At 60.9% G+C, this 24,537-nt stretch carries 29 protein-coding genes; 20 read left to right on the forward strand and 9 right to left on the reverse strand.

The window, feature by feature from the left end; translation table 11 throughout:
• The first annotated feature begins 17 nt into the window (after positions 1-17).
• Positions 18-722 (forward strand): MgtC/SapB family protein, encoded by a 705-nt coding sequence (locus M1D32_RS01055; RefSeq protein ID WP_458780528.1) that lies wholly within the window; start codon positions 18-20, stop codon positions 720-722.
• Between the two features lie 187 nt (positions 723-909).
• Complete coding sequence (locus tag M1D32_RS01060; protein WP_458780529.1) at positions 910-1,335, forward strand: DUF7793 family protein; 426 nt, start codon at positions 910-912, stop codon at positions 1,333-1,335.
• Between the two features lie 371 nt (positions 1,336-1,706).
• Here M1D32_RS01060 and M1D32_RS01065 read toward each other — a convergent pair whose 3' ends face one another.
• A complete protein-coding gene (locus tag M1D32_RS01065) occupies positions 1,707-2,012 on the reverse strand; it encodes a hypothetical protein (RefSeq protein WP_458780530.1) in 306 nt (101 codons plus the stop codon).
• An 81-nt stretch (positions 2,013-2,093) separates the two neighbouring features.
• On the opposite strand from M1D32_RS01065, the gene M1D32_RS01070 reads away from it, so the two are divergent.
• Together M1D32_RS01070 and M1D32_RS01075 are read left to right on the forward strand one after the other, a co-directional pair.
• The gene (locus tag M1D32_RS01070; RefSeq protein WP_458780531.1) at positions 2,094-4,277 is read left to right on the forward strand and encodes a LuxR C-terminal-related transcriptional regulator; all 2,184 of its coding nucleotides are present in this window, start codon (positions 2,094-2,096) and stop codon (positions 4,275-4,277) included.
• Between the two features lie 56 nt (positions 4,278-4,333).
• Entirely contained in the window at positions 4,334-4,771 is a 438-nt protein-coding gene (locus tag M1D32_RS01075) for a hypothetical protein (RefSeq protein ID WP_458780532.1), read from the forward strand.
• Between the two features lie 353 nt (positions 4,772-5,124).
• Here M1D32_RS01075 and M1D32_RS01080 read toward each other — a convergent pair whose 3' ends face one another.
• A complete protein-coding gene (locus M1D32_RS01080; RefSeq protein ID WP_458780533.1) occupies positions 5,125-5,856 on the reverse strand; it encodes a TetR/AcrR family transcriptional regulator C-terminal domain-containing protein in 732 nt (243 codons plus the stop codon).
• Between the two features lie 220 nt (positions 5,857-6,076).
• Between M1D32_RS01080 and M1D32_RS01085 the strand changes: the two genes are divergently transcribed.
• The 10 genes from M1D32_RS01085 (at position 6,077) to M1D32_RS01130 (ending at position 15,027) form a co-directional block, all read left to right on the forward strand.
• Entirely contained in the window at positions 6,077-6,547 is a 471-nt protein-coding gene (locus M1D32_RS01085; RefSeq protein WP_458780534.1) for a hypothetical protein, read from the forward strand.
• Positions 6,548-6,583: 36 nt separating this feature from the next.
• Positions 6,584-7,330, forward strand: coding sequence for a DUF4386 domain-containing protein (locus M1D32_RS01090; RefSeq protein WP_458780535.1), 747 nt, complete (start codon positions 6,584-6,586; stop codon positions 7,328-7,330).
• On the forward strand, positions 7,327-8,406 hold the full coding sequence (locus M1D32_RS01095; protein WP_458780536.1) for an NAD(P)-dependent alcohol dehydrogenase: 1,080 nt from the start codon (positions 7,327-7,329) through the stop codon (positions 8,404-8,406). Before M1D32_RS01090 ends, M1D32_RS01095 begins: the two co-directional genes overlap by 4 nt.
• Positions 8,407-8,417: 11 nt before the next feature.
• The gene (locus M1D32_RS01100; protein WP_458780537.1) at positions 8,418-8,819 is read left to right on the forward strand and encodes a DUF805 domain-containing protein; all 402 of its coding nucleotides are present in this window, start codon (positions 8,418-8,420) and stop codon (positions 8,817-8,819) included.
• A gap of 398 nt (positions 8,820-9,217) precedes the next feature.
• Positions 9,218-9,973: an alpha/beta fold hydrolase gene (locus M1D32_RS01105; RefSeq protein ID WP_458780538.1), complete on the forward strand. Its 756-nt coding sequence runs from the start codon at positions 9,218-9,220 to the stop codon at positions 9,971-9,973.
• Between the two features lie 102 nt (positions 9,974-10,075).
• Positions 10,076-11,191, forward strand: a complete 1,116-nt coding sequence (locus tag M1D32_RS01110) for an SDR family oxidoreductase (protein WP_458780539.1) — start codon at positions 10,076-10,078, stop codon at positions 11,189-11,191.
• 4 nt (positions 11,192-11,195) lie between these two features.
• Entirely contained in the window at positions 11,196-12,050 is an 855-nt protein-coding gene (locus tag M1D32_RS01115; protein ID WP_458780540.1) for a carbohydrate kinase family protein, read from the forward strand.
• A 172-nt stretch (positions 12,051-12,222) separates the two neighbouring features.
• A complete protein-coding gene (locus M1D32_RS01120; protein ID WP_458780541.1) occupies positions 12,223-13,470 on the forward strand; it encodes an amidohydrolase in 1,248 nt (415 codons plus the stop codon).
• Positions 13,471-13,742: 272 nt separating this feature from the next.
• On the forward strand, positions 13,743-14,243 hold the full coding sequence (locus tag M1D32_RS01125) for a hypothetical protein (protein WP_458780542.1): 501 nt from the start codon (positions 13,743-13,745) through the stop codon (positions 14,241-14,243).
• Positions 14,244-14,547: 304 nt separating this feature from the next.
• Positions 14,548-15,027, forward strand: a complete 480-nt coding sequence (locus M1D32_RS01130) for a TetR/AcrR family transcriptional regulator (protein WP_458780543.1) — start codon at positions 14,548-14,550, stop codon at positions 15,025-15,027.
• A gap of 108 nt (positions 15,028-15,135) precedes the next feature.
• On the opposite strand, the gene M1D32_RS01135 is transcribed toward M1D32_RS01130, so the two are convergent.
• Positions 15,136-15,384: a hypothetical protein gene (locus M1D32_RS01135; RefSeq protein ID WP_458780544.1), complete on the reverse strand. Its 249-nt coding sequence runs from the start codon at positions 15,382-15,384 to the stop codon at positions 15,136-15,138.
• A 64-nt stretch (positions 15,385-15,448) separates the two neighbouring features.
• Positions 15,449-16,375 carry an NAD(P)/FAD-dependent oxidoreductase gene (locus M1D32_RS01140; protein ID WP_458780545.1) on the reverse strand — a complete coding sequence of 309 codons (927 nt, stop codon included), beginning with the start codon at positions 16,373-16,375 and terminating at the stop codon, positions 15,449-15,451.
• Positions 16,376-16,451: 76 nt separating this feature from the next.
• Here M1D32_RS01140 and M1D32_RS01145 point away from each other — a divergent pair, with 76 nt between their 5' ends.
• Complete coding sequence (locus tag M1D32_RS01145) at positions 16,452-17,066, forward strand: helix-turn-helix domain-containing protein (RefSeq protein ID WP_458780546.1); 615 nt, start codon at positions 16,452-16,454, stop codon at positions 17,064-17,066.
• 51 nt (positions 17,067-17,117) lie between these two features.
• On the opposite strand, the gene M1D32_RS01150 is transcribed toward M1D32_RS01145, so the two are convergent.
• Positions 17,118-17,828 (reverse strand): DUF4386 domain-containing protein, encoded by a 711-nt coding sequence (locus M1D32_RS01150; RefSeq protein WP_458780547.1) that lies wholly within the window; start codon positions 17,826-17,828, stop codon positions 17,118-17,120.
• Between the two features lie 85 nt (positions 17,829-17,913).
• Here M1D32_RS01150 and M1D32_RS01155 point away from each other — a divergent pair, with 85 nt between their 5' ends.
• Complete coding sequence (locus tag M1D32_RS01155) at positions 17,914-18,597, forward strand: TetR/AcrR family transcriptional regulator (protein ID WP_458780548.1); 684 nt, start codon at positions 17,914-17,916, stop codon at positions 18,595-18,597.
• A 237-nt stretch (positions 18,598-18,834) separates the two neighbouring features.
• On the opposite strand, the gene M1D32_RS01160 is transcribed toward M1D32_RS01155, so the two are convergent.
• From M1D32_RS01160 to M1D32_RS01175, 4 genes are all read right to left on the reverse strand, one after another.
• Positions 18,835-19,806 (reverse strand): NAD-dependent epimerase/dehydratase family protein, encoded by a 972-nt coding sequence (locus tag M1D32_RS01160; RefSeq protein WP_458780549.1) that lies wholly within the window; start codon positions 19,804-19,806, stop codon positions 18,835-18,837.
• Entirely contained in the window at positions 19,803-20,402 is a 600-nt protein-coding gene (locus M1D32_RS01165; RefSeq protein WP_458780550.1) for a hypothetical protein, read from the reverse strand. The genes M1D32_RS01160 and M1D32_RS01165 overlap by 4 nt, the downstream gene beginning before the upstream one ends.
• 12 nt (positions 20,403-20,414) lie before the next feature.
• Positions 20,415-20,843, reverse strand: coding sequence for a DUF4386 family protein (locus tag M1D32_RS01170; RefSeq protein WP_458780551.1), 429 nt, complete (start codon positions 20,841-20,843; stop codon positions 20,415-20,417).
• A 78-nt stretch (positions 20,844-20,921) separates the two neighbouring features.
• Entirely contained in the window at positions 20,922-21,182 is a 261-nt protein-coding gene (locus tag M1D32_RS01175; RefSeq protein WP_458780552.1) for a hypothetical protein, read from the reverse strand.
• A gap of 88 nt (positions 21,183-21,270) precedes the next feature.
• On the opposite strand from M1D32_RS01175, the gene M1D32_RS01180 reads away from it, so the two are divergent.
• From M1D32_RS01180 to M1D32_RS01195, 4 genes are all read left to right on the forward strand, one after another.
• Entirely contained in the window at positions 21,271-21,951 is a 681-nt protein-coding gene (locus M1D32_RS01180; protein ID WP_458780553.1) for a TetR/AcrR family transcriptional regulator, read from the forward strand.
• Positions 21,952-22,309: 358 nt separating this feature from the next.
• Positions 22,310-22,984 carry a DUF4386 domain-containing protein gene (locus tag M1D32_RS01185; RefSeq protein ID WP_458780554.1) on the forward strand — a complete coding sequence of 225 codons (675 nt, stop codon included), beginning with the start codon at positions 22,310-22,312 and terminating at the stop codon, positions 22,982-22,984.
• The gene (locus M1D32_RS01190; RefSeq protein ID WP_458780555.1) at positions 22,981-23,742 is read left to right on the forward strand and encodes a hypothetical protein; all 762 of its coding nucleotides are present in this window, start codon (positions 22,981-22,983) and stop codon (positions 23,740-23,742) included. Before M1D32_RS01185 ends, M1D32_RS01190 begins: the two co-directional genes overlap by 4 nt.
• 147 nt (positions 23,743-23,889) lie before the next feature.
• A complete protein-coding gene (locus M1D32_RS01195) occupies positions 23,890-24,045 on the forward strand; it encodes a hypothetical protein (protein ID WP_458780556.1) in 156 nt (51 codons plus the stop codon).
• Positions 24,046-24,537: the final 492 nt, after the last annotated feature.

Below are 24,537 nucleotides of genomic sequence, written 5' to 3' on the forward strand. Positions count from 1 at the left end.
AGCCCCTCAGGGGAGTCATGACGATCCTCTCATCAACGGCCAGCACTGAGTTCTTTCTCCTGGGAGTGGCCTTCATCCTCTGTGGCATCATCGGGGTCGAACGCCAAGTCTCGCAAAAAAGTGCGGGGATGCGAACCCACATGCTCGTGGGACTTGGTTCGGCGGGTTTTACACTCATCTCTGCCTACGGGTTCGCGCATGTAAAGTCAGAAATTTACCTCGATCCTTCACGCATTGCCGCACAAATAGTGTCGGGCGTAGGTTTTTTAGGCGCCGGAGTGATCTTTTTGCGCCGTGACGTCGTCCGGGGGCTCACCACGGCAGCGAGCATCTGGCTCACCGCTGCAGTAGGCATGGCGTGTGGTGCAGGCCTGGTATCACTGGCAGCTGCAATGACTGTGCTTCACATCGTTGCAATGGTTGTCCTGGGACCTATTGTGAAGCATTTGCCTTCGCGCGATGGTCGGCGAACCGTGAGCATCCGCTATGAGGACGGCCGTGGGGTTCTTCGTTCCATCCTCGGGGTCGCTAGTGAAATGGGCTTCAGAACCGTGATTAGGTCGACCAAAAAGCTCAGCCTTGAAGGGCCGCATTCAGTCGTCCTCGCGGTGATGCAGTTCCACGGACGACCTCCGTTGCAGGGTCTCATGGCGGAATTTTCAGATTTGCCAGGGGTGGAAGCCGTCCGCATTGGCGTTCTCGACAATGACCCCGACGAGTAACTGAGCTCATGTAATCGTTTTCGGCAGACCAGGCACAGAGCGGACCCCACGAATGTCGGGTGACGGTGCCGTGGTAACGCTCGCTCGTGGTTCACGGTGGCATAAATTGCCTCCGTATATGACTGCTGGGAGTCCTCAGCTCCGAGGGGTTCCCAGCACCTTCGCATTTCGATTAAGTAGAGAGCAATTGTTTTTTGACGATGCAAAAGCCGGTAAACCCGCCGTCGACAACAAAATTCGCTTTGGGCTATTCAAAGGTATTTTGTGGGTGAAATGGGGTGCCGAAATAGTCACGGAAGAAAAGGCCAGGGCAGTGCTGGCGGGACTTGGTGAACTGAGCAAAGGAAGCGTTTTTCCCCTGATCTTCGAGTTACAGGGAATACGATCAGTTGAGTACCGCGCTCGAAAGGCCTTCGCGGCAGGGCCCTGGCCGGTGACTCGTGCAGCCCTAGTCGCTACTTCGACCGTCGACCGGACCGCAGCCTACTTTTTTCTCAGCCGGCACCCTACCGTCTGCGAGACGGCGTTGTTTGTATCCCTTCCCGAAGCAATGGCTTGGGTTCGTGGCAATCCTGGGTCACTTCGGACCACGCCGGATAACACGCTCCTGTAATTGAGGCCCTTCGTCATCGCTATAGCTCGCCGATGGACCACCGTAAGCTCCATCACGTCGGATACAGCCCCATCGCCTGAAGCTAAAGAGAACACATCACTACCCGTGTACCCGGTAAGGCTAAGAGGGGGCCGTACCGAGGTTTTATAAGTCAACAGCCAACCTTCACAGCAACAATCCGCCGCCGTATAGTTCACTCAATGGCGATGAGTATGCTTGCCACGAAGTTTCATGTTCCTGCGCCGCGTCGGAATGCCGTTGCCCGCCCAAGGCTCGTCGATTCCTTGACCTCCGAGTCACTTGCAGATCGGAAGCTCACCTTGGTCTGCGCCCCCGCCGGCTTTGGCAAGACCACGTTATTGAGCCAGTGGCTAAGCCGCATCCAAATGGCGGACCACGATTTGCGGGTGATTTGGTTGTCTCTGGACGAGGGCGACAACGACCCTACTCGCTTCTTGTCCCATCTTGTGGCCGCGATAAGTGACGTAGATAGCGACATCGGCGCTGGTGCCAAAGCACTGATCGAGGGCTCCCATGCCGCTGCTGCAGACCCGGTTTTGGTTGCGCTCATCAACGACGTCGCTGAGCTTGGCATTCAGTTCGTCGTCGTACTCGATGACTACCATACGATCGAGGCGAGCCCTGTTCATGACGCGGTGGCTTTCCTGCTCGACCATTCCCCGTCCGAACTGCATTTGGCCATTGCAAGTCGCTCCGATCCGCCGCTTCCTTTGTCGCGATTGAGAGGGCGGGGTCAAATGTCTGAACTCCGGGCTGTTGACCTTCGCTTTTCGGCCGAGGAGGCCGGGGATTTTCTGAATGAGTGCATGGGGCTGAGCCTTTCGAACGAGCACATTTCAGCCCTTGAAGCCCGGACGGAAGGGTGGGCGGCCGGTCTGCAGCTCGCGGCGCTATCACTTCGCGGGCACGCGGACGTAAATGGTTTCATCGAGGCCTTCGCAGGCAGTAACCGTTTTGTCCTGGACTACCTGGTGGAGGAGGTACTGCAGCGCCAACCCGACCACGTGCGGAGCTTCCTGATGCGCACCGCAATTCTCGACCGCCTCTCAGGTCCGCTGTGCGACGCGGTGACGGGCCAGGAAGGCAGCGGTGCTGCGCTTGATCACTTGGAGAGGGCGAATTTGTTTGTTGTCCCCTTGGACGACCGGAGACAGTGGTACCGGTACCACCAACTCTTTGCCGAAGTACTCCAGGCCCGTGTTTCGCAGGAGGAACCTGAGCTCCAACAGTCGCTGCACCGACGCGCCAGTGAGTGGTACCAGCATCATGATCTGCTGGAGCACGCACTGAAGCATGCGCTGGCAGCCGGGGACTCCGAACGGGCGGGAGCGCTGCTGGAGATGGCGCTGCCGGCCATCCGACGAAGTCGGCATGATGCAACCCTGCGCGGCTGGTTAGGGGCCCTTCCCGACCACGTCGTTCGCGCGAACCCCGTACTAAGCGTGTTTTACGCCTGGATGATGCTCACCTACGGTGACCTGGACGCAGCCGAACAACGTCTCCAGGATGCCGAACGGGGACTTGCAGACTCCTTCCGCGATGGGGAAAGGAATAATGATATTCCCGCAGCGGTGTACGCCAACAGCAAAGAGTTCCGCGCCCTGCCGGTGACCGTCGCCGTGTACCGGGCTGTCTTAGCGCAGGCAGCGGGGGATGTGGCAGGTACCGCAGCCCACGCCCGGCGGGCGTTGGAGTTATGCGGGCCGGGGGATTACTTGTCGCGGGCTGCGGCAACAGGATTCCTCGGGCTGGCCGCCTGGGCCAGCGGTGATCTCAACACGGCAGTTCCCACCTTTGCCGAAGTGGCACCGAACCTGCGCGCTGCAGGAAATATCGCTGACGAACTCGCCAGCGCCATGGTGCTGGCGGATATGTGGATGGCCAGAGGCAGCCTGACCGAGGCCCGCCGTCTTCTGGAACAAGCCCTCACCTCCGCCAATTCTGCAGGCATAGCGACTGGTCCCCCAACTGCCGACCTCCACGCGGGAATCAGCGCCCTGCACTGCGAGTCGGGCGTGCTGGATGCTGCGAGGCACCACTTGGAATCCTGCATCAGACTTGGGGATGCAGCGTCTCTACCGGAGAACCGGTACCGCCGATTTGTGGTGATGGAACGGCTCCAGTACCTGACCGGAGACCCGGAAGGCGCCATTGCGCTGCTGGAGGAGGCAGAGCGGCGCTACCTGCGGGGGTTCTTACCCGATGTCCGGCCGATCGCGGCGATAAAGGCCCGGATCTGGATTGGGCAAGGGGCGCTGCGGGAAGCCTCGGACTGGGCACTAGCCAGTAATCTCACTGCCGGTGATGAGCTGACCTACCTGCGGGAATTCGAACACCTCACACTCGCCCGCCTGCTCATTGCTCGGCACGAAGCAGACCCGCCCAACGGCTCCTCCGACGACGCCAGCTATTTGCTCGAGCGGTTGCTCCACGCCGCCCAAACCTTCGGGCGCGGTGGCAGCGTCAACGAGATCCTCGTACTAAAGGCAAGGGCATACCAGGTACAGGGCCGTGTGGGTTTGGCGCTCGAAACTTTGGAACAGGCACTGACACGCACCGAATCCCAAGGTCACGTGCGGTTGTTCCTCGACGAAGGCGCACCCATGACCGCCTTGCTTCACAAGGCCGCAATCGAACAAGTCGCTCCCAGCTACATAAGTAAATTGCTTCGCGCATCCGACACCACGGGAAAGGCGCTTGACACTTCTCCTGGCACGGAGGCCTTGCCCGTCCCGCTGAGCGAGCGGGAACTCCAGGTGCTTCGGCTGTTCGATTCCTCCCTGAGCGGCCCGGAGGTCGCCCGGCAGTTGTTTGTGTCATTGAACACACTCAGGACGCACACCCGCCATATTTTCGAAAAGCTCCAGGTGAACAGCCGGGCGGAGGCAGTTCACCGCGCCCGCGAGCACGGTTTCCTCTGATCACCACGTCAATCACCACGCGTGGTGATGCCCGGTCACCACAGGAATGCCTAGCTTTGGACTTGTCCCCGGCGCCTGCCCAGGACAGCTCGATGAAGGAGTGCGGAAATGAAAGTCATCCCCTCACACTTAGCGGAGGAGCCAACATCTGGCATTACCGATTATCGTGCTCGGATCTCGGCATCCTGGTCCCGCGTCCTGCGCTGCAAGCGGTCACCCTCCACTTCCATACTGTGAAGACTCCGATGCCCAACCAGCAAGAAGCTGAGCACTATGAGCTACGAATCAAAGGGCACCTCGATGATCACTGGGCGGAATGGTTCGAGAACCTCAAACTTACACGTGCAGGCGATGGCACGACTGCCCTCGCTGGGCCGATTGCCGACCAGGCCGCATTGCACAGCCTTCTCAATAAAATTCGTGATTTAGGGATGGTCCTTATTTCAGTGAAAGTGCTCGGCCCCACGCACATACAACCTGCCAGCGATGACTGAATAACGGGCTCACATCACCTAGGTTTTTTACCTTGGAACCGGCAATCGCTTTCGCATCCTGTACACCATAAAGGTGATGCAGGCGAACAAAAGAGAAGAACCACCATGGCAACTATGGACAGTTTCCAGTCCAAATTTCTTTTTGCGCACGTGGAAACATCTCGTTTTCGTTTTCCAACCTTGCCTGCAGCAGACACGAAGGTTTGGACCGCTTGCCGTTCCCGCTGGAGAGCTGAATGGCTTCAAAGCTGGAACGACAACAGGATTAATTGCGGTCGGGTCCTGACACTACCGATGCATCGCCCTGCGGTCGTAGGGTCGCACCTAATACTGCTCAAAGCCCTCAAGCCCGCCTATCTACCACGCGATCCAATTCCCGACGAAGTCCAGCCCTCCCGGTGGAGCTTCTCAAATCCGTCGAGAAGAAGATCCAGTGCGAACTCGAATTCGAACTGGTCATCGCATCCATATCCGACTACCGAGTCTGCGTCGTGCCGCGTAGCGGTGGCAACAGTGACAATGTTCGGGTACCGCTCGGCCATCTGCGCAAACATTTCAGCCTCAACTTCAGGGTCAGGCTCTGACGGCTCTTCGGCCACCCGGCCGGCTGATCCATCAAATAGCTCTTGGGTGAACCCCCACATGCGCCCGCCAAGGGCATGCATGGCGTGGTGCGCAAGGTCCGGGCTGAACCCGCCCGCAAGAAACAGCCCAGCAAGGGACTCCTGGTAGTCAAGGACGGCAGCGGTGGGCTTAGCACGGGATTCGAGTGCCGGCCTCGCCCAGACGTGTCGCTGAAGTGCACGGCGAGTGGCCAGGACCCGAGTTCGGATTGCGGTCTTCCACTCGGCGTCGGTTAGGGGCGGGTCAATCTCACGAATTATTACCTCGACCATCCCATCCAAAAGGTCTTCCTTATCGGACACATGCTTGTACAGGGCCATCGGGACGACATGTAGCTCCTGAGCAAGCCGCCGCATACTGAGCGCGTCGATGCCAATGCTGTCGGCGAGTGCCACGGCGGCGATTAGAACACGGTCCCGGTTCAATCGCACGCGGCGAGCGGTTTCTACTTGCGGAGTCATGAAGCTCCTTACGGTGACGGAATTTTTTGCCCTTTGACAAGTGTACGCGGTACACCCTATGGTTTCGTAGCAAGGGTGTACGCCGTACACCTTGGCTTCTGCGTCTTAGTGGCGCTCTCGTTTCAGTTTCAGCAACAAAGCTTTGACGCCTTTACCGGCCAGCGCACTCTCAGTGAATGAAGTTGCTTCCGAGTCGGCAAATAACAACAAGGAGCTCGCGATGACATCACCTGCAATGCCTAAGCCCCACCCGAAGGCGGCCTCGACAGCTCCGGCGGACCCGGCCCTTTCCCTGTTACGCCTCTACCTGTTGCGTGGGGGTTACCTGTTCATGGCCGTCGGTCTGGCGCTCACCCGGTGGCCACTCCTCATCGGTCATGACTCCACCTTGGCGCTGATGGAAGGTGTGGTGCTGTACATGCTCTTTGCGCAGTCCCTGCTGTTCTTCCTAGGCGTCCGCTACCCGGTGAAGATGATTCCGATCCTGCTGTTCGAAATGACATGGAAGTTGATCTGGCTCAGCACTGTGGCACTGCCACTTTGGCTCTCCGGTGAGCTCAACGACCGCGCCGCCAGCGTGGCGATGAACAGCTCCCTCGTCGTGATCGTCCTTATCATCCTCCCCTGGCCCTACCTGGTCAGGGAGTACGTCACCAAGCGCGGAGACCGCTGGCTACGCGCAGCCCGTTGAAACCCACATCCGGACCCCCTTACCAGGAGACAGACCATGAACACCGCTGACCCGAGAACCACCAAGCTCCGTCGAGTGGATACCCATCGCAAGACTTCACTAGCTGCCGGCGTGCTCTACCTCCTCACGTTCGTGTCCATCCCGACCCTCTTCCTCTACGACGGTGTGAAGACCGACCCTGGCTACATCGCAGGTCCCGGCCCGGACACGATTGTCGTCGTCGGTGGGATGTTGGAGGTCATTGTGGCCCTCGCCTGCATCGGTACGGGCGTCGCGCTGTATCCAATGGTTAAACGGCAGAACGAGGGGCTCGCGCTCGGCTTCGTCGGCGCACGGATTCTGGAGGCAGGCGCCATCTTCGCCGGCGTAGTGGCGCTCATGTCAATTGTCAGCCTCCGGCAGGCCGGCGCTGGAGATGATGCCTTGGTCATCGGGCAAGCGCTGCTGGCACAGAATGCATGGACCACGCTTCTCGGCCAGGGCCTGATCCCCGCGTTCAACGCACTGCTGCTCGGCTCACTTATCTACAAGTCCCGGCTGCTGCCCCGGGTATTGCCAGTGTTCGGGTTCATCGGCGCGCCGCTGCTCATCGCCGGCGCTGTCGGCGTGCTGTTCGGCCTGTGGGGCCCCGTGTCGCCGCTGACCGGACTCGGTGCCCTGTTCCTGGCCATCTGGGAATTCGGGATGGGCATCTGGCTGGTTATCAAGGGCTTCAACCCCGCCGCGGTAGCCACGCTAACTGCAGCAAACACCTCCTACTCGAAGATCGGGACAGCGCGATGAAGGCTGCCGTATACCGCCAATTCGGCGGCCCAGACATGGTCCAGCTTGAGGAACGGCCCAAGCCAACCCCGCGCCACGGCGAACTGTTAGTCAGAGTCCAAGCGAGCACTGTCAGCGCCGCTGACCACCGGGCCCGGACCAAAAATGTCCCCAAAGGAGTGAAGCTGCTCAGCTCGCTCACCCTCGGATTTATCACCCCACGCATCCCCGTACTCGGCATGGACGTCGCCGGTGTCGTCGAATCAGTTAGCCCCGATGTCACAGGGTTCGCACCCGGTGACGAGGTTATCGCGATGCTGGGCGCAAGGTTCGGGGGCCACGCTGAGTACGTCACCGTACCTCAGAATGGCGCCGTCACACACAAGCCCCGGAACCTGGGGTTCGAGGAAGCCGCAGCCCTTGTGTTTGGTGGGATCACAGCTCAGGCGTTCCTCGGCCGGGCCAACCTGACGTTGGGAGCAGAGGTGCTGGTCATCGGAGCGTCCGGCGCCGTCGGAACCGCTGCTGTCCAATTGGCCAACCTGGCCGGCGCACAAGTCACGGCGGTATGCAGCGGCGGAAACGCCAATCTGGTTCAATCACTCGGTGCCCGGCGAGTGATCGACTACACGAAGGAAGACTTCACTCAGCTGGCGGAGACCTACGACATTATCGTCGATTGCGTAGGGAATGTCCCATTCAGCCGACTGCAACCACTGATTAAGCCCGAAGGGGCGCTGCTATCGGTCATTGCCGATCTCGTCGGCATTCTCGCCGCTCGCAGCCGCTCCCGCAGGACCGGCAGACACATCACGGCAGGGAATGTTCCATTCACCGCCGCTGATCTCACCCACATCGCACACCTCGCAGGGGCTGGCCTCTTCCACCCGGTCATCGACCGGACCTTCGACCTCTCCAACATCGCCGACGCACACCGGTACGTCGACACAGGCCGAAAAAAGGGCAACGTCATTGTCCGAGTGGCACCTTCGACCAAAGCCGAGCTGCGCACCGAAAGCAGCTCGCACCAGCCGAACTGCGACAGCAGTACACAAGGATCCGAGCATCCGTCCGGACTCGATGAGTCCTTCTCTTGAAAGGCACCCTCATGACGTTCCCCGAAGCAATCAAGGCTGGCTTCCGCAACTACGCGGAATTCTCCGGCCGGGCAACCCGATCAGAGCTCTGGTGGTGGATTCTGTTCACCGTCATCGTCAGCTCCGTCCTCGGCGCCATTCCGATACCGACCTTCCAATACCCGGACGGGACGATGCTGTTCGCCCCCACTCTTAGTCCGGCATGGCACCTCGCTGTGCTGCTGCCGACCCTGGCCGTGGTGGTCCGTCGCCTCCGTCACGCCGGCTATGGCTGGGGACACGTCTTCTGGGTGCTGCTCCCCGTCGCGGGCGCGATCATCCTCGCGGTGCTCTGCTCAAGGCCCACCGATAAACAAGTTCTTGCCCGGCCTCCGCATACTCCGGCGACACCGGTGGGGGGCCTGCCATCATGAACGACGGAACGGGCAGTTGCCCTGCTTAGGGCAACTGATCTCCACCGCTCCTACGGTAACGGGACTGGGCGCTTCGACGCCCTGAAGGATGTCTCCGTCCGGCACCCTGCCCGCCGGACGCGGCCGCGCGGCAGAATCCAATCGACGCACTCCGGTACGAGTGACCAAAACAAAAGGCAAAGTTTTCGGCTTGTCGCCTTCACCGGTACTTCCTCGTTCATCTACCAACCCGAAAGAACATCATGAAAGCCCTGCCCGTCTTATTCACCTCGTTCATGCGCGGACTGAGCAGCGCAGCTCCAGCCGTCGCTGCGGAACTTGCCTACCGCCTATTCGCGCTCCCTGGGCGCCCCGCACCAGTGCTTTTCTCAGACCGTGCCACGCACACAGCAGCACGCATGGAGCACCTCGTCGTCGACGGGCAGCGAGTCGCCGTCTACCGGTGGGGGACCGGTGCCCGAAAGGTGTTGCTCGTGCACGGATGGGGGCGACGAGCTTCCGAGCTCAGTGCCATTATCAGAACGCTCCAATCTACCGAACGAACCGTGATCGCCTTTGATGCGCCAGGGCACGGCGCGTCCCCAGGCCCTCGCGCGTCGATCGATAAGTTCGCAAAAACCATCCGCGCCCTGGACCATGTGGAAGGCGGCTTCGAGTTGATCATCGCCCACTCGATGGGAGTGCTTGCCACATTCGCGGCCCTTCGCGAGGGCGCGCGAGCACGGGCGATAGCCGCGATAGCAGGCCCCTTCAGCATGGAATACATCCTTTCCGTTGCCGTCCGGGTCCTCCATCTAACTGACCCTGCGGCCCACAGGCTTCGGGAGAAGATTGCACACAGGTTCCTTCAAGCCGACATAGGGCAGTGGAAGAGCTCCGCGACTTCTGCCACCGGCGATATGCCGTTGCTGATTATTCACGACCAGGATGACAACGACATTGAGCCAGGCCAAGCTGACCTCATAGCAGGGGCCCATAACGCTGCAAGCCGGTCCGTCATGACCAAAGGTCTCGGCCACTACTCGATACTCGCCGACGGGGATGTTCTTAAACACCTGCATGGCTTCGCCGCGGACGTTGACGCGCGATCACGGCACACGTTAAAGCCGGCTTGCGAAGACGAACCGTCGGCCAACATTCATACGGCACAGTAACTACTGACCGGGGCCCCGGGCGTCATACAAGGGCGCCCGCCAGCACCGATTTCAAATCCCGGGACGCAACCGCGAGTCCGGACAACTAAGAAGGAAAACATAATGTCCGCAACCGCTAAAAACGATAAAAACCATTACGGGGAGCGCTCCATGAAAACCAACCGGCACGCACTCGTCTTCGGTGCTACCGGGTTCATTGGGAAATGGCTCGTCAAGGAGTTACTCGACCAAGGGATCTATGCCACAGCCGCCATCAGAGATATGGGCCGATACGAAACCTTGCGCAGCTGGCTGACCGACCACAGCACCAACGTCAAGTTCCTGAACGCAGTGCAAGCTGACCTGGCATCGGACGGAATCGGACTGACGGGCAGGGACTTCAAACACATCGGGGAAATCTACAACGTCGCGGGTGCCTATGCTTTCGGCATGACCCCGGACGCCGCCCGCGCCGCAAACGTCGACACATCAAGGCGTGTCGTTGAATTTGCCGCGACCATCCCCGGCGCACGCCTCATCCACCTGTCCGGCTACCGGGTGGGTGGACAGGAACCCGCATCCGTCCCTTGGTCGGACCAAAAGCGCAGGTACGAATATAAGCGCCTCGGCGCATATGAAGCGTCCAAGGTTGAAAGTGACGCAGTCGTACAGGCCAGGGCACAAAGCCTTGGAGTGGCACTGACCGTCGCCAACCCAGCTACTGTCATCGGGCACTCCATCACAGGCGAATCAGACCAAATCATCGGCCTGGCGACCACTGTCCGTGACCTGGTTACCGGCAAACTGCCCGCTGTCCCCGGCAATTCACGAACGTTTGTTCCCGTCGTCGCCGTGGACTATCTTGCCAAGTTCATGGCGCTGCTGCCCACCCAGGACGAAACCCGGGGCAAGTCCTACTGGATTCTAGACGACAACACACCGGCGCTCCCGGAACTGCTGCAAGTGATAGGCGAGCACCAGAACGTGCGCGTGCCGCGCCTCCGCATTCCCGTGGGGCTCGTGAAACGGCTGCCGCAAACCATTACCGGGGCAGACCCTGAGACCCTAAGCTTCCTCTCCCCGGACAGGTACCCCACAAGCTCCGCAAACCGGTTGGCGGAGCAGCATGGGCTCGTCCAGCCCAACGTTACAGCGGCGTTGACACGGTGGAGCGACTACCTTGTCGCCAGCAAATTCGGTGAGGGTTCCGCCGTCCCAACAAGTAGCCGGGCCGGATAAGGGCATGTCCGTTTCGCCGACGGTTGCCGTCTGCGGCCCCGCCTCATGGAACCACATCATCCTCCTGGACCACCTCCCGGAGCCTGTCCCGCACATGCAGTTCGCGCGCCGCTCCTGGCAGACGCTTGGGGGCACCTCGGCGGGCAAGGCGCTACACCTTACAGAACTCGGCATGGCAGTGCGCTTGTGCTCGCCTCTCGGGGCGGACGAGGACGGGGGGCGGGTCCGCCGGGCTCTCGCCACGGCTGGCATCTCTACCGAAGCTATTGTGTCTGACCGCACCGAGCGCCATGTCAACCTTATGACCGAGGGCGGCAGCCGGGTATCCCTTTACGTTTCGGCGCCTTCCACGCCGACAGAGGATGAGCTTGACGTAGCCGCTGCAGTGGTAGCTGCGGCCGATCTCGCCGTGATCGACCTGAGCGAACTCGGCGCGCTCCTGTTGCAACGGGAAGATGTTCGACAGGCACCACTATGGGTGGACCTTCATGACTACGACGGAACGTCGGCGTTCCATGAGCCATTTTTGCGTGCAGCCGACGCCGTATTCATGAATGACGACCGGACAGACGATCCTTGGGAGCTTATGCGTTCCTGCCTTGCGCAGGGTCCAGGCCTGGCTGTCTGCACACGAGGGGCAAAAGGGGCCATCGCGCTGGAAGCGGACGGGACGAAGTACGAGGTTGCCGCATGTCCCGCTGACGTTGTGGACTCGAACGGGGCTGGCGACGCGTTTATGGCTGGCTTCCTGTTTGCGACCCTGCATGGTGCACCAATTACTGATGCCCTTGAAGCAGCGGCGGCGCAGGCGCGCATCGCAGTTGAGAGTGCGCATCTGCACCCGGTGCTTGGAGTTTGATTCCATCTGCGCGTTGGAGGGCAGTTCTCCGTATCCCGGAGGCCGTTCAGGGCGGTGCAGTTCACCGCCACCGGGTCATCCACAGGAACAACACACTAGTGCTGCAACCGCCACAATCCCAATGTGGCTGGCGCTCCTGTTGCTTGCTAATTCTCACTAAGGAACATACAGAATGACCAATTCCACCACTGTTTGGTTAACGCCCGCTGTCGAGGTCCAGTCCTCGTTTGTTGATGAATATGTGGGCATTTACAAGCACCTCCATGCGAACCCGGAATTGTCCGCCCAAGAAAGCAAGACTGCGCTCTACATAGAGGGTGCCCTTGCCGATCTCGGCATTGAAAACTTCCGCTGCGGCGGAACCGGCGTGGTTGCGATTTTACGGAATGGGGAAGGGCCTGTGATCGCTTTCCGCGCGGACACTGACGGGCTGCCGATACTTGAACAAACGGGTTTGGGTTATGCAAGCCAGGTTAGCGGCACCCTGACGGACGGTATCGTTGTCCCTGTAATGCACGGCTGTGGACACGACACGCATATAGCTGCAGCTTTAGCCTTGGCAGGGCTTTTGGTTACGCGGAGCGACTTGTGGGCCGGCACCCTGGTCCTCATCTTCCAGCCCGGAGAGGAGACAGCTTACGGCGCCCGGGCCATGATCAAGGACGGTCTATGGGACCGCGCGCCCCGGCCAGAAGTTGTTCTTGCCCAACATGTCTTCCCCAAGCCCGCGGGAACTCTACTTATCCGGCATGGCCACATGTTGAACCTTGCAGATTCCTGGAAAATTACGGTCCAGGGCCGGCAGGCCCACGGTTCACAGCCCGATTTATCAATCGACCCCATCGTTGCTGCGTCCTCAATGGTCCTGCGCTTACAGACAATCGTTTCCCGGGAACTGCCGCCCGGCACCCCTGCGGTCATCACAGTGGGAACTTTCCACGCAGGACTGAAAGAAAACATCATCCCTGCATCAGCGGAGTTTTCCGTCAATGTGCGTACGCCAGACGAAGAAACGCGAGCCACCGTCCTCGCAGCCGTCCGCAGGATCATTTCGGCCGAAGCTGCCGCTTCGCGAGCCTCTGAACCGAGCGTCGAGGAGCTCAACAGCTTTCCGCGCTGTTACAACGATCCGGAGGAAACTCAACGCGTCATGTCAGCATTCGCAAAGGATTTTGGAGCCGACATGATCGATGAGGAACAACTGGGGTCGGGGTCAGAAGACGTCGGCTGGTTGAGCGATGCGATCGGCGTTCCCGGGGTGTTTTGGGCATTTGGTGGACTAAAAGCTGAAAGCTTCCACGATGGGGTGACTCCCGTAGGAAATCACTCTCCGCTCTTCGCCCCAGACGCAGAGTCAGCAGTCATCGCCGGAACGCAGGCCGCTCTCTCGGCGGTATTAGCCTATTTGGGCAGGGACTGAAGCAAGGTCCCAGTGAGCTCGCCAGGTGCGGGTCCCGCCGCACATGGACATAGGCGGAACACGCTTTGGAGTTGTGGTGCTCCAGCTACCACCAGTCCCAATCTCCGCACAATGGCTCCTTATTAACTGGGCCAAAGGCCTCCCTACGTTTAGCGGGCCTGGTTGCCATCGGAAGTACCACTTAAGTCCTACGTGAGTGTTTGACTTAAGCTTTAAACTGTACAAGCATGTTTGAGTAAACTGGATTCGTTGTTAGTAAAGGAGAGTTTGAAGTGAAAAGATTGCTTGGCATTCGGTATGGCGTGCAGTCATTCCTCGCGATGGAGGCAATGATCTTATTGACCGGAGTACACCATGTGTATCGGCTTGGTCTTGGGCAGCTTGTTCCAGCGCTTGGGTTACTGATTGCCCCGCTGCTGCTCGCCCTGTGGTATCGACGATCTGGTAGCCGATGGCCCCTATGGATCTATTCTCTGCAAGTCGCGCTGGTCTTTTTTTACTTCGGAGTGGTTGACGGGTTCGCTGATCATGTACTGAAGGAGCTGGGTCTTCCAAACCTGACCTTCCTTCCCGGCAGCGACCAAGAGGTCGTCGAAACCGTGTATCACCTTTGGTCGCCGGCAGCGGGGCACGCCTTCTATGAGTGGACCGGAATACTGACTTTCGCGGCGGGCGTGGCCGCCGTCTACTTCACCTCCAAAATGATGGGGAAGGCGTTGACTTCCAGGCAGATTACAGCTCCTGTCGACCCACCCACTCCTCACAAGCGTTAGACGCAACGAGCGATACTGGAGTCCCCGGGAGCGGCTGCGGCAACCCCTACTCCCTGGTCCTTCGGTGGGCACCATTCAAGCCAGCGCAACCAGCTGGATGACCACGTGGCCCAGACAGCAAAAGGAAGGATCGCGTTGACGGCGCCGATCGGCGCCACCGCTAACTCAAACAGTGATGTTTATGTAGGGTGGGCTTATGGCAAATGGGGCAGCTGGGCGGAACCGCCGAGCAGACGCACAACGGAATCGATCGGCAATTGTCGATGCCGCCTTGTCCTGCTTTCTAAAAGATCCGCGGGCAAGCATGTCCGAGATTGCCGAGGCAGCAGGCGTAGGCCGCGTGACACTGTACGGCCACTTCTCGTCCCGCAAGGACCTGATAGAAGCGATGACAGAAGAGATCATGCTTGAAGTGCAATCTCAGCTTCACCCGATAAGCCTTACCGAGGATCCGCAAACCGCCCTGGAGCTTCTTACATCCACGTCATGGCGGCTCCTAGCCAAACTTTCCGGCCTTGCCGCGGCAGCGGAAAGCGAGCTCGGCGTGGATCGGCTTCGCGAACACCACCGCGATGCGCTAGCTCAAGTGCAACAGCTCATCGAGCGGGGCCAGGCGGAAGGGAGCTTCCGGGCAGACCTATCGCCGCAGTGGCTTGCCTCGTGCTTCTTCGCTGTCCTGCATGCAGCGCCCCCAGAAATCCGCGCCGGCCGCCTCACTGAAGCTGAAGCTGGGCCAGTCCTTACTTCCACTGTCATCGCGCTGGTCGCGGGTTCCCGCACGTAGCTGCTCCCTCGCCACAACCGGAAGCGCCATGCGCATTGGCATGGAACTCCACGCGAGGGGCCTGCTTACATGATCAGCGTCATGGAGCAGGCAACCTCGGGGAGAGAGCTAGCTTGTGGTGTTCGCAAGCAGTCGAGCACGGAGCCGGTGAAGATGGGGCATGATCCCGTAGATGACGATCGGGACGGCTACTGTGGCGAGCACGAAGGTACGCAGTACTGGATGGAGGGTGGCCAGTAGGTCTCCGAATACGAGATTGATGGCCGTCAGGGTGGGAAATACGGCGATCCAGATCATCAGCGCCAGTTGGTGCTTTGTGGGAGGTGCAGGGCGGGCAGTTGTTTGCGGGTTGGACATGGGACTCCTCGGAATTTTCAGGTTGGTGGTGGGAAAGTGCTGTTGATGCTGGAGGGCAGTTGGGCTAGAAGCCCATATGGAAGGCCGTGACGGCGTCCCGGACATCCTGCTCGACGAGGTCGGCGTTGATGGCCATGGCGGCAGCGGAGCCTTCGCCTGCTGCGGTGATAACTTGGGCGCGTGGGTTCGCTACGTTTCCCGCTATCCACACCCCCGGCACGGTGGTCTGGCCAGTGCTGTCTTTGACAGCCCATCCGGTGTCGTCTATCTCGCAGCCGAGGCCGACCAGGAGATCGTTGTTCGGAACGAAGCGCGGCGGCACGAACACGGCGTCGCGTAGGACCACGCGGCCGTCGTCCATTTCGACGCCGCGGAGGCGCTCATCCTCAGCCAGAATCCGACTCACGCCACCTTCTACGAGTCCGATTGACCGGGCGACCAGCTCTGAGCGCTGAAGATTCGTCAGGAACCCCTCCGGTACGAACAACACCACGTCCTTCGCCCACTGCCGGACGATCTGCGTGTAGCGGATAGTGTCTGGTGCACCACCCAATACGCCCAATTGCTGGTCCCGGACTTCGTAGCCGTGACAGTAAGGGCAGTGCAGAACGTCGCGGCCCCACCGGTCAGCGACACCTGGGATGGTTGGCAGCTCATCACGCAGCCCTGTTGCTACGAGAAGACGCCGGGTGGAAACGCGCTTACCGTCTGATAACAGCACCCAGAACCCCGAGCTGCCAGCCGGAACCAGCTCGGTAACGGTACCGTCCACAATTTCGCCCCCGTAACCCTGAACCTCGTTCCGTCCGGAGGACAGGAGCTCTGCAGGGGGCATACCGTCACGCGACAGGAAACCATGCATGTGTGAAGCCGGCGCGTTTCGGGGCGCTCCGGAATCCACGACTAAAACTTTGCGGCGTGCCCTGGATAGTACCAAAGCCGCAGACAATCCTGCGGCGCCGCCGCCTACTATCAGTACGTCATAATCCATGGCTTAATGGTTATCCGATGCCTCCCGGACGACAACTAACGTTGCCGTTTCTGGGAAACAGGAGTTTGATAAGCCTGTGAATGACCAGAACACTGTGATAGCAACGGCTCTCGATGGAGTAGGAGTACGTCTTAAGCAGCTCCGGATACGACGCAACGTTACTTTGACCAGCCTCGCGGCGGCCACGGGTATCTCAAAAAGCACTTTGTCCCGCCTGGAGACTGGGCAGCGCCGTCCAAGCTTGGAGCTGCTCCTGCCTCTGGCCCAGGCGTACCACGTACCTTTGGATGAGTTGGTTGGCGCACCAGAAGTCGGTGATCCCCGTATCCGCCTGAAGCCCAGAAGCGCGAACGGGCGTACCGTCATTCCGTTGACCCGACAGCCAGGAGGCATGCAGGCGTGGAAGATCGTTATCCCTACCTCTAAGACCGAGCCCTCCCTCAAGACCCATGAAGGCTACGAATGGCTCTATGTCCTATCGGGCCGTATGCGTCTTGTTCTCGGAGAACATGACCTGATTCTCGGGCCTGGGGAGGTGGCCGAGTTTGATACCCATGTGCCCCATTGGTTCGGCAGCACGGGGGATCAGCAGGCAGAAGTACTCAGTGTCTTTGGCGGCCAGGGTGAGAGGATGCACGTCCGCGCAAAAGCCAACAAGCAACGCAACGACCAGCACGGCCGCCCCGTCTGAGACGGGCCGGCCGTGAGGCTTATCGGGGGTTGTTTATCGGGCGTTGTGGGTTTAGCGGCTGGTGAGCTTGCGGCCTTTGATTAGGAGCCAGAAGATCGCGGCCGTTTCGCCGATGATGGCGAACAGCCCGTACATCGGGGTGAATCCGTCGGCGAACGCGACGCCGATGGCGTCGATGATGTATCCGGTCCCGGAGATGACAAGGAGCACACCGAAGACTTTAGGTACGAAGGTCGAGCGGAATTCCAGGTAGCCGATCAGGATGAGGTACAGGCCGAAAAGGCCGAGGCTGATGAGCCAGATTGTCCGGAATGATTCGATGGCGTGCAGAGCCAGTTCGGGTCGATCGAGAACGGTGTAGGCGTAGGCCAATTGGCTGGCTGCCACTGCAAACAAGCCTGCGAAGGTCACACGCATCCACGCGGCAACGGCTGACAATTTCCGGTTCACTTTCCTGAAGAGTGCGAACCAGGCGACTGCAACCAGCACGTCGATGAGCGTGACCAGGAAAATGGCGAGAACGCCGGCAAGATACACCGTCCCGGACTGTGAGACGTCCGCGGCCGTCTTGGCGGCGTCACCTGGGGTGATGAGGGGTACGACGGCGCCGAAGTAGCCGGCCGTCATCAGGACCACCATGGCCAGCAGGCCGAGGCCGGAGACGAGGCTGGCGGTCGCGGGGGACCAGGCGCGGAAGTCCAGGCGGGACCGGTGGTGTGAAGCGGGTGTAGCGGTGGGGGTGGTGGCCAGGTTGCTCATCATTCTTCCTTACGGCGTAAGCTTATGATGTAAGCAACCTACGCCTACGGTGTAAGCTTGTCAATGGAGTCAACGTGAAAGGGTGAAGATGCCGGCAAAGAGTGTCCAGCGAACTGAAGGCCGAACCCGGCTGAACCGGGAACGTGTCCTGCAGACAGCGATCAGACTCGCTGATAAGGACGGCCTGGAGAAGCTCTCCATGCGGCGGCTGGGGGAGGGGCTTGGGGTGGAAGCGATGTCGCTTTACAACCATGTCTCCAACAAGGAGGACCTGCTCAACGGGATGATCGATACGCTGTATGGCGAGATCGAGCTGCCGTCCCATGACGATGACTGGAAGACGGCGCTGCGCAAAAGGTCCGTTTCGGTCCGCGAAGTCCTCCTGCGCCATCCGTGGGCCAACGGTCTGATGGACTCAGCAACCAGCCCCGGTCCCGGGACACTGAGGCATCACGACAGGGTGCTCGGCACGTTTAGGAACGGGGGCTTCTCCCTGGCGATGACGGCGCACGCCTTCTCGGCGCTGGACAGCTACGTTTACGGCTACGCCAAGCAGGAAAAGGCCTTGCCCTTTGACACTGAGGAACAGGCGGCCGCCATGGCCAACGTCATGCTCGCGCAACTGCCCGCCAGCGAATACCCCTACCTTTATGAGCTGATGGCCAAACATGTACTGCGGCCCGGGTACAACTACGCCGACGAATTCAGCTTCGGTCTTGACCTGGTGCTGGACGCCCTGGAACGGGCACGCGACCTGGAGCGCGCAGTCTAAGCAAGGACAGGGGGAGTTGGCCCTACATCGCTGTTCCATCCACGCGTCGGCCGTCGGGCGAAACCAGGTGGCGCCTTTCCATCCTGGCAGTCCTCAAAGTGCCGTGAACCTATACTTAGCTCTCACGACCAGGAGCTAATCAAGGCAGAGAACATAGCAACAGGCGGACCTCACACTGTTCGGGACCGCCGGTGATGACCACGGTTTTGCCCTCCATTGACCTGATGCTGTTGCGTTTCATGATCGTGCTCTTTCCGGACGGGGCTGTCTGGGGTTGGTGTAGCTGAGGAGTGTCTCAGCGACGGCGTGCTCCAGGGCAGTGGCTGTGACGCCGAGCCTCGTGGCGATTTTGCTGCTGTCAACGATGAAGGGTTCTTCGAATTGGTACTGCATTTCGAGTAGTTCCCGCACAACTGGGCTGGTGAGGGCCAGGGCGTGCAGGAGCAGTGGGGGGACGGCGCGGATCCTGGTGCGGGGCTGTCCGGCGTGGCGGTAGATGGTGTCGACGAGTTCCTGGGTGGTGCGCGTGTGGGGGTCGTTGGGCAGGTGCCAGATTTCGCCGGGTGCGTCCGGGTGTTCGCCCAGGACGGCGAGGCCTTCACCGATGTCTGGGATGTAGGTGTAGGTGTGGGGTTGGTGCCGGTCGCCCAGGACGGTGCTGGTTTTCCCGGCCAGGGCTGCGGGGAAGACGCGGTCGCCGAGGTTTGATTGTGCCCCGCCGCGGGGTCCGAAGTAATCCGAGGCGCGGCCGATTGCAACTTCTACCCGCCCTGCATGGTGGGCGTCCAGGAGTTGGTCAGCCATGTCGGCGCGGAGGCGGCCCTTCGTTGTGTGGGCGTTGCTGGTTCGGTCTTCGGTCAGTGGGCGTCCTGCCGGGCGCCCGTACATGTAGACGTTTTCCATGCTGACCAGCCGGGCGCTTGTGGCTTCAGCAGCCGCCAGCACCCCGGCCTGCAGTGCAGGGAACCGGGCGGTCCACTGGTGGTAGGGCGGGTTCATCGTCTGATAGACGACGGCGGCCCCCTGGGCTGCGCGGGCGGCGAAGACCGGGTCGGCGGCGTCACCGGCGACGACTTCGACATCCTCAGGCACTGACGCTTTGCCTGAACGGTTGACCATGCGGACGGTGCGGCCGCGGCGGCGGAGGGCGTCCAAGGTGGCCAGCCCGATGGCGCCGGTGCCGAAGATGACGTGGAGGCCGGTATTCATGAGTGAACCTTTGCGGTGCTAGGGGCGATGGTGGGTTTGTTGGACGGCGACACGGGTAGTAGCCGGTGGAGGATGACGCCCGTGATGGCGGTGACGAGGACGGCCCCGCTGGCACCGAACACGATGAACTGCTGATCGACTGCGATTTTGGCCAGGGTCGTTACTGTCCAGCCGAGGCTCCACAGGGCAGGCATGGCCGCTGCCCAGACCCAGCGGCGCTGACCCAGTTGCCGGGGCAGGGCAAGTGCTTGGGTGAAACCCAGGACAAGCCCATTCAGTGCTCCCATCAGGGCAAGGTCGGGAAGGGCGGTGCGGTAGCCTGCGGCGGTGGCGCCCAGGGCCAGCCCGACGCTCATGCCCAGGGCAGTTGCCGGGATCCAGATGGCTGGCCGGACCCTGTGGCTGCTGGTCAGTGCCTGCCCGGTGCCAATGATGAGGCCGGCGGTGGCCCCGCCGATGGCCGCTGAGAACGGGTCGTCGATGCGGCCGGTGATGATGGTGCCGGCGTAGCCTCCCACTGGCAGTGCCAGGAAGCCGGAGCTCCACAGCAGCCAGGCCCGGAGAGTGATTGCCCGCGAAGTTTTGGGGTTGGTCATGGTGTCTGTTCCTTAGACAATGCCGTAATGGGCAGAGTGGACGTGCGTGGTGGAAGCGGGACTAGCAGCCCCTGATCGTTTGATCAGGATGCTGATGCCGAGCACGGCGATCCAGAAGCCCCAGCCGGTGCTGCCGATCAGGCCAGCGAGGTCCCAGACGGGGAATCCGGGGACAGCGGTGGCAAGGATGTCTCCCTGGTTGAGCAGATAGATGCTGCTGGTGATGAGCCCGAGGGCACCGATCCATCGGGGAAGAATGCCGCTGCGCAGGATCATGATGCTGACAGCGGCGGACCAGGCAATTACCAGCAGCTGGCCCAGGTGCTCGCCCAGCAGTGCGCCCCCGAACTGGTGCTGTGCTGTCCAGGCAGCGGCTACCGCTGCTTGGGTCTGCCCGTCACCCGTCGCGTAGCTGCTGGCCAGTGCCGGGACGACGAACACCCAGCGCAGGAAGCCGATGAGGGACAGGACAACAGAGGCAGCTCCGGCGTAGGTGGCAACCTTTAATGCCGGGTTCCCTTAAAGACCCAGTGCTGCTGGTAGGAGCAGGACCGGGATGGCCAGAAGCCCATAGGTCCAGGCCGCGGCGAACCAGGCCCAGATAAGAGCGGCGCCGCCGGCGGTAAAGGCAGGCAGCACGACATCGGCCGGTTCACGCAGCACGTCCGGCCAGTCGAACATCACAGATAGGGCAGTGGCTGCTGCCGCGAAAGCCAAGGCACTGAGGGCAAAAAGGCCGCCTGTGACCATGCGGACATTGGGGGCTGATGTGGTGCTCATAGCTTCCTGCCTTATCTTTGTACGGCGTACAAACTGTACGCTGTACAAATAGTGTACTCTGTACAGAAGAAAGTCAAGGAAGGAACCAATGACAACGCAGGCACGCACTTCCCGGCCCGGTCCCCGGCGCACCCTGACGGAGGACGAGATCATGGGAGCCGCTCTCGAGCTCTTGGATGAAGGGGGTGTAAGCGCGGCATCCGTGCGGGGGATCGCGGCCCGGGTCGGGGTCGCGCCGAACGCCGTCTATACGTACTTCCCCGACAAGGCTGCCGTGGTCAAAGCCATTGTTGAGCACCTGCTGGGACAGGTGGACCTGGCGGTATTTTCGGACCGTAAGGTTCCGTGGCGCCAGCGGATTGAATCCCTGGCGTTGGAACTCAGGGAACGGCTCACCGCACATCCCGGAGCAGTGAATCTGATGATCGGCGGACCCATGGACGGTCCACGGGCCCTTGCCCTGAACGAGCATCTGATGGAAACGCTCCGGGACTCCGGGCTGGACGCTGAGGAGGCCGCGAAAGCCTCGTACCTGCTGATCGTCTACGTCTTCGGCTCGATAGCACTGGAGACGGCAGAGCTTGGTGGTAGGCCCGGGGGAAGCTCGGAAGGCGAAAGGATTGCCTCCCGGCTGGAGGGGTTTTCGGCGATACCGGCCGGCACTTTCCCGATGTCCGCCGGAGCAGCAAAGACCATGGCCGGGTACGTCTCCACCGAGCAATACGCGTGGGGACTACACAAAGTGCTCGACGGGATCACCAGAACATAAGCGCCAGGGCTGCGTACAGAGGGAGGGCTGACTGTGCAGTTCGCCGGCAGCGACGCCACCACCGGATACAAAGGAGCTTACTTCGGCGGTTCGTCCCCAGCTCTCTCCGGGAGTCTTTACGTAGCGCTTCCATACGTAGTCCCAGAGGATCACTGCCACTGAGGAACTTCGCGGATGACCGCGATGGGCCTCGCCGCTGGGCACTTTCGATGGTGGACGTCTCCGCGACCAGGTCGGATGCATCGAAGGGAGGAGACGCAAGCAGGCACCGGGGCCCGATCAGAGAAGGCTCCTGTCCGTTGCGTGTGGGCGAATGTTTCCCTAAACTCCACTGACAGGGATGGCAGCGGAGGGCAGAATGACCGAGGACCAGAGGACCGCGCGGATCTTCGGAGTGCTGTTCATCATCACGTTCCTCACCTCGATTCCTGCGGCACTTCTGTTTGCGCCGGTTCTCCAAGACCCTGCCGGCTACCTCGCGGGTGGCGGAAACGACACGCAGATCTATCTGGCCGCATTCCTGGAGTTTCTGCTGATCATCTCGAACGTCGGAACAGCCGTCGTTCTCTACCCGATCGCGAGGCGCCGCTACCAGACGCTCGCGATATCCTTCGTCGCCGCTCGAATCATGGAGAGTGTTTTCATTGCATCTGGGATCATGTTCGTGCTTGCGATCGTCGCCCTGCGCCACGAGGCTCCCGGGGCAGCTGACGTCGCTGTCTCATTAGCAGCGCTGAAGGACTTGTCCTTCTTATTCGGCCCAGGACTTGTCGTCCCCATCGGGAACGGCCTGATACTCGGCTATCTGATGTACCGCTCTGGCCTCGTCCCGCGTCGCATGGCCTGGTTCGGTCTCATCGGAGGGCCGCTCCTCCTGATTGGGCAGCTTGGCGTGCTCTTCGACTTGTGGGATGCAGGAAGCGCGGTGCTCGTCCTTGTCGTGCCGGAGGCCATCTGGGAGCTCTTCGTCGGCTTCTACTGCGCTCTCCGGGGGTTCAGGCGGGATAGTCCGATCCTTTCCCGCGAGCCATGACTCTCGAGCCCGCACCGGGTTCACGCAACCCGAAGGCCCGGTCGACCGATGCCCTCCCCAGGCGGTGGCGACAGCTGCTCGCTCTGTCCGGCTTCGCGTTCGCAGTACTCCTCCTCCTCGGTTGGTTCCTGAGCGGTGGCAACACGCCGGACTACACGGCCACCGACGAGGACTGGAGGACCTGGGCGGGCGAGGTTGGGCCGAGGAGCGGCATTGGTGCGTCCCTCATGCTTTTTGGAGGCGTCGCGTTCTTGCTCTTCGTGGCGACTATTCGACGCACACTGGGGAGCGCGGAGCCGGCGGTTCGCGGGTCCGGGACGTTAGGTTCCGCGGCGTTCGGGGGGGCTCTCGTTGGCATCGCGGGCATCGGGATGGCCCTTGTTAACGTCGCATCCGCGACCAGTGCGGGTGCCGACGCGGATCCGGTCGCGATTAGAGCGGTGGCAACCGCGTCCGCCGGCGCGTACCTGGTTGCCGCGATGGGGTTTGCCGCCTTCCTAGGCGCCGTCGGACTGTCGACACTGCGAAGCGGTTCCTTCCCCCGTTGGACCGGAGTCGTGGCACTAGTCGGGGCGGTTGCTTTCCTCATCACGTTCTTGACGGCCGTCGTAGGCCTCGGTGAAGACAGCGTGTTCGGGTACGGCTTTCTTCCTGGCATCCTGGCACTGGTGGTTTGGTCGATGGCCACGAGTATTGCTCAATACCGTGCAGTGCCGACCTCCACAGCCGGGCCCGCCCCACGAGAAGCCGAGGGGTAGACCGCCCCCGAGACGAAAGAGCGCGCGTCATGTCAGTGCCGGCGTCGGAGAAGCCGTTCTGCACAACGTGCTCCTCCACGACAGGAAAAATTTCGTAGGGCAACCCTCGCCGAGGACCTCGGCGGCGCCAGTGCACTAAAAGCGCTCGTGAGCGAGGCCATCAACGAGGGCCTGCGCACAGACCGAGAGCGACGTCAGCGCATCGCGGAGGACCGCCCGCAGCTGCGGCACATCCTCCGCGCCCGGCAACGCCAGGGCTCCGATGCGCCTTTTGACCCTGCCTTATGGACCTCCCCGGCGTAAACCGTGCTGGCTGAACAATTCTGGCTCAAGGAGTCCGGGGAGAAAACGCCACGAAATGACGCGGGAGACAGCCCCTTTCCAGGCACTCCCCGCCTGTTTTAAAGAGCCGATAACGGATATTCCGTCAACCTGCCTCGCTCGGGCAAACTCGTGCCTGATGATCACGCGGCCGGAACTGGTGGTGACTTTCATCCGTCCACGGCTGGGGTCAATTCAGGTTATCCACGGCTGGAAGTAGGAGCCGCTGAGGTAGCTCCCTGGTAGCAGTAGCGGTGGATAACCGACGAGAACTGTCCCCGGCTGTGGGCGGCGGCAGCATACTTCCTCACGGGGGAGCGGGGAATCAATTCCCACTGCTTTTTGCAATCCAGACAAGCGACATTTGTCAGGTTGGGGTGTACATAAACCGGACCAGGTGCTGGAAGACACCGCCGGTGTTGCTGGTCATCTTCAGACTTTGTGAGGCCCCTATCTGGAGTCGGTGACCTCCCG

Source organism: Arthrobacter sp. D3-16 (assembly GCF_054408515.1).

Bases quoted from the DNA above. Each gene is read 5' to 3' on its own strand.
- M1D32_RS01150 (WP_458780547.1), bottom strand. From the start codon at position 17,828: ATGATGAGCAACCTGGCCACCACCCCCACCGCTACACCCGCTTCACAC.
- M1D32_RS01180 (WP_458780553.1), top strand. From the start codon at position 21,271: ATGACAACGCAGGCACGCACTTCCCGGCCCGGTCCCCGGCGCACCCTG.
- M1D32_RS01095 (WP_458780536.1), top strand. From the start codon at position 7,327: ATGAAGGCTGCCGTATACCGCCAATTCGGCGGCCCAGACATGGTCCAG.
- M1D32_RS01085 (WP_458780534.1), top strand. From the start codon at position 6,077: ATGACATCACCTGCAATGCCTAAGCCCCACCCGAAGGCGGCCTCGACA.
- M1D32_RS01120 (WP_458780541.1), top strand. From the start codon at position 12,223: ATGACCAATTCCACCACTGTTTGGTTAACGCCCGCTGTCGAGGTCCAG.
- M1D32_RS01190 (WP_458780555.1), top strand. From the start codon at position 22,981: ATGACTCTCGAGCCCGCACCGGGTTCACGCAACCCGAAGGCCCGGTCG.
- M1D32_RS01130 (WP_458780543.1), top strand. From the start codon at position 14,548: ATGTCCGAGATTGCCGAGGCAGCAGGCGTAGGCCGCGTGACACTGTAC.
- M1D32_RS01115 (WP_458780540.1), top strand. From the start codon at position 11,196: ATGTCCGTTTCGCCGACGGTTGCCGTCTGCGGCCCCGCCTCATGGAAC.
- M1D32_RS01070 (WP_458780531.1), top strand. From the start codon at position 2,094: ATGTCTGAACTCCGGGCTGTTGACCTTCGCTTTTCGGCCGAGGAGGCC.
- M1D32_RS01160 (WP_458780549.1), bottom strand. From the start codon at position 19,806: ATGAATACCGGCCTCCACGTCATCTTCGGCACCGGCGCCATCGGGCTG.
- M1D32_RS01065 (WP_458780530.1), bottom strand. From the start codon at position 2,012: ATGGTCGAGCAGGAAAGCCACCGCGTCATGAACAGGGCTCGCCTCGAT.
- M1D32_RS01090 (WP_458780535.1), top strand. From the start codon at position 6,584: ATGAACACCGCTGACCCGAGAACCACCAAGCTCCGTCGAGTGGATACC.
- M1D32_RS01080 (WP_458780533.1), bottom strand. From the start codon at position 5,856: ATGACTCCGCAAGTAGAAACCGCTCGCCGCGTGCGATTGAACCGGGAC.
- M1D32_RS01110 (WP_458780539.1), top strand. From the start codon at position 10,076: ATGTCCGCAACCGCTAAAAACGATAAAAACCATTACGGGGAGCGCTCC.
- M1D32_RS01135 (WP_458780544.1), bottom strand. From the start codon at position 15,384: ATGTCCAACCCGCAAACAACTGCCCGCCCTGCACCTCCCACAAAGCAC.
- M1D32_RS01140 (WP_458780545.1), bottom strand. From the start codon at position 16,375: ATGGATTATGACGTACTGATAGTAGGCGGCGGCGCCGCAGGATTGTCT.
- M1D32_RS01155 (WP_458780548.1), top strand. From the start codon at position 17,914: ATGCCGGCAAAGAGTGTCCAGCGAACTGAAGGCCGAACCCGGCTGAAC.
- M1D32_RS01165 (WP_458780550.1), bottom strand. From the start codon at position 20,402: ATGACCAACCCCAAAACTTCGCGGGCAATCACTCTCCGGGCCTGGCTG.
- M1D32_RS01105 (WP_458780538.1), top strand. From the start codon at position 9,218: ATGGAGCACCTCGTCGTCGACGGGCAGCGAGTCGCCGTCTACCGGTGG.
- M1D32_RS01175 (WP_458780552.1), bottom strand. From the start codon at position 21,182: ATGAGCACCACATCAGCCCCCAATGTCCGCATGGTCACAGGCGGCCTT.
- M1D32_RS01185 (WP_458780554.1), top strand. From the start codon at position 22,310: ATGACCGAGGACCAGAGGACCGCGCGGATCTTCGGAGTGCTGTTCATC.
- M1D32_RS01055 (WP_458780528.1), top strand. From the start codon at position 18: ATGACGATCCTCTCATCAACGGCCAGCACTGAGTTCTTTCTCCTGGGA.
- M1D32_RS01100 (WP_458780537.1), top strand. From the start codon at position 8,418: ATGACGTTCCCCGAAGCAATCAAGGCTGGCTTCCGCAACTACGCGGAA.